Here is a 2,991-nt window from a genome sequence, read left to right as displayed (position 1 = left end):
GCGGCAACTTGATCGGAGAGTCCCTAGTCGTTTTTCAGGCGCTAGACCTCAATTTCTTGAGTGCTATCAATTGATGGATTTTTTTGAATGAATTCAGACCAAGCTTTCAATGCGTTTTCAAACGAATTGATGCTGAGTGTTTCAAAGTGGTTTTCGTCATAAAGTGAGTAAATCTTTACATGATCTCTTGTCAGCTCGGCGCCCCAAGCGTCTCGACTCCAATCGGCCACCTCAGTTTCTGATTGTTTTACTGAGTTTATTAGTTTGAGACCTTCGGTCAACCATGGGATTACGTCCGATAGAGGCTGTCCGCCATCGTCAGTCAGGAGGCAGGAAAGGGGACCTGCGTTATCATCATGACCGATTTTTTTTGAAACGCAGTCAGGTGATAGATCGCCATTAATCGAACGCCAGAAGTAGTGCAGTTTCATAATGTTCACCTTAGAATTTTGGATAAACCGTTGTTTTAGGTTCTAGGTAGCCTTCGACTTTTACCCCGCTAGGGGTGATACCACTCCATCTGTTACCACTCACTATTCTATCTTGAAAAGCTGAGTTAACTTCAGATTTAATTCGGTCAGCACTCCAAGAGTCTGGGAACATAGTAGATATACCACCGTTATTTGTCTTGGATAAAAATTTGCCAAGGTTTTCTGGATCAGCGACCTGTATTTTAGCTCTGTACACGCCTTGGGCGTTCGGCGCGGAGGCTGTGCCCGGTATGACTCTTACTTCGCCTGATGCTATTGAATGGCCACCGACGACCTTTCCTCCTGGTTTGACCTCGGCATTAAGGACGTGCCCTTCAAAATCGATCGTATTTGTGCTTATGTTTGAAGCTTTTGAAGTCTGTTTCTTTTGGACCTCTGCACTTTTTGCCTCTGGTTTATGAGCTTGCGGAACCTTCTGATCTGCCAACGAACCCTTACGCGGTTCTGATGCCTGCAGATCAGGCCGTTTTTTCAGCTTGTCCTCATGCTCGATCATCCACTGACCTAAACGCGCGCCCTTGGGACTGACCCGCATTTCCTGCGCGAGGACTGTCGCGTTCCCTCTGCCTCGCGTGAGGTAGGCCACCATGGCACCCAGAAGCAGAGTCACGACTTCAACATGTCCCAGGGCATGTGATGAGTCGCACTCTGTTGTGCATAAGGATCATCCTGAATAAAAGGACTCAGGCCGGGCTCGCCGCGAGGTCCGTTCCATGCGGCTTTTATGCCTCTCACGTAGTGCTCAGCAATCTTCGGTAAGCCGTCGACGAAGAACTCGGCGATGGACTCCAGACCGAGCACGGCGAATATCCAGGTGCTGACCTGCAATCCCATTGCTGCGCCCGCAACACCTGATGGAACCGCGCCTACGCCGCCGAAGAAAGCTCCGAAGCCTGCACCGAGGGGCGCGCCCGTCAACACGCTACCTGCGACGATCATTGCCATTTGACTCACGGCATCCATCAGATCGTTCAGAACGCTGGAAATGTCGAGGTCTGCGTAGCGTTGCCTCAATACGCGGCCTGCTTCCCATTCAGCATGGATGAACGCAGTCCTGACGCTACTGACGCGGCGAATCTTGAGCCCGATGGAATCAACTCGTTCGTTCGCGTATGTGCGATAAGTTGCGCCCCCCTGATAGCCCATCGCATGAGTGATGCGATTTTCTATGTCAAACCATGACGGCAAGACGCCTCTCAATAGCATTCAATTCTCCCTGAGTGAATGTTGAACCGGTAAATCTAAGCAAGACGAGTCCATGTCCGACATAAGGGCAACGGGTGGTGCCGTTACCTGTTAACGAAAGATCGCGTTTCATCCTGTTTGATTACAACAAAATATTTGCCCGTTGAAGGAATAGAGAGTTTTCCTACGGCGGTGGTGACCAGTTTCCTGTTGGTCTAGAGACTAACGCTTACCCATTCGCAGGGCAGCGCGGATCTCTGGACCTCCGACGCTACCAGCGACAACCGTGACTCTTGCGTGATGTCTGCACCGGTTCGGTATCGAGCTGATTCCACTTTATTTGGACGCTATGGTTTGTCTCGGACTTTTCAATGCTGATCAACGCAAAGCGCCCTCACGTGCTGATGAATGAGCGTTCTTTCAGTTGGGTTACAGATAGACCTCACGACACGACGCATAAATTCATTTGATGGCACAATGATGTCATGGTAAAACCTTGCAACAGACATTCGTCTGCATCAGCTAAGGAATAGCCATGAGAAAGACAGGGATGAGTTTCCTCGCCGTACTTGCATTGGCATGCGCGTTTTCCGCCCAAGCCAAAGAAGCTACGGTTTCAGATGCCACCATTGTCAGAGCAATCATCCAGGATTCCATTGACGGCTATTCTGGCAATTGCCCTTGCCCTTACAACTCAGCCCGTAATGGCAGCCGATGCGGCAAGCGCAGCGCATACAGCCGAGAGGGCGGTTATGCGCCGGTTTGCTTCAAGGAAGACGTAACGAAGGAAATGATCAGCGAATACCGCAGTCGCTTAAAAAACTGACCGAGGCATTATCTGGTTATACCGGGCCGTGACTCAGGGTCGCGGCCACTTATCGTAACTACCCCAGCCGAAACACCGGCAATGCCGAACGCCACCATCGCTTGCTCACCTGACGCGGCGCCGGCTGAATCTGCATCTGCGGATGCGCCACCATCAATGGCATGTCCCGCAGCCTGATCCACGGCTCGCTCTGCCAATGCAACACACTCACCGACAAGGCCGGCCATTGCAGCAAACTCAGGTGCGGCGCGTGATTATCAGACGGCACCTCAGCGTCCCGCAGCGTCGCCACCACCTCGTTGGTCAACCACTGCCGCAGTCCGCGATTCTCCGCGTGATAGTGATGCACCAACATCGCGTAAGCCCCCGACTCACTCACCATCAACTCCGACTCAGGGCCGCCGTGCTGCTCAAGCGTCATCATTCGGTACTGGTCCGCATCGAGCTTACGCATCGTCCGCTCGTTCAACGGTATCCGCTCCACGAACC

At 52.1% G+C, this 2,991-nt stretch carries 4 protein-coding genes and 1 pseudogene; 1 reads left to right on the top strand and 4 read right to left on the bottom strand.

Going from position 1 to position 2,991, the window contains the following annotated elements; genetic code table 11:
* Positions 1 to 41: 41 nt before the first annotated feature.
* The 3 genes and pseudogenes from BZK31_RS29570 to BZK31_RS25515 form a co-directional block, all read right to left on the bottom strand.
* A complete protein-coding gene (locus tag BZK31_RS29570; RefSeq protein ID WP_157900795.1) occupies positions 42 to 431 on the bottom strand; it encodes a DUF5376 family protein in 390 nt (129 codons plus the stop codon).
* A 10-nt stretch (positions 432 to 441) separates the two neighbouring features.
* Positions 442 to 987 carry an EndoU domain-containing protein gene (locus tag BZK31_RS25520; RefSeq protein WP_087881696.1) on the bottom strand — a complete coding sequence of 182 codons (546 nt, stop codon included), beginning with the start codon at positions 985 to 987 and terminating at the stop codon, positions 442 to 444.
* Positions 988 to 1,032: 45 nt separating this feature from the next.
* A pseudogene (locus tag BZK31_RS25515) lies at positions 1,033 to 1,637 on the bottom strand (DUF6861 domain-containing protein); the annotation flags it as partial.
* A gap of 574 nt (positions 1,638 to 2,211) precedes the next feature.
* On the opposite strand from BZK31_RS25515, the gene BZK31_RS25510 reads away from it, so the two are divergent.
* Positions 2,212 to 2,502, top strand: a complete 291-nt coding sequence (locus BZK31_RS25510; RefSeq protein WP_083186017.1) for a DUF2059 domain-containing protein — start codon at positions 2,212 to 2,214, stop codon at positions 2,500 to 2,502.
* A 58-nt stretch (positions 2,503 to 2,560) separates the two neighbouring features.
* Here BZK31_RS25510 and BZK31_RS25505 read toward each other — a convergent pair.
* Positions 2,561 to 2,991, bottom strand: a 431-nt coding sequence (locus BZK31_RS25505; protein ID WP_208617234.1) for a BRO-N domain-containing protein, incomplete at its 5' end; no start/stop codon positions are given.

The sequence above is a fragment of the Pseudomonas floridensis genome (genome assembly GCF_002087235.1).
Classification (GTDB): Bacteria; Pseudomonadota; Gammaproteobacteria; order Pseudomonadales; family Pseudomonadaceae; genus Aquipseudomonas; species Aquipseudomonas floridensis.
Note: the sequence above shows the minus strand (reverse complement) of the source record. Positions and strands in the feature narration are given on the sequence as shown.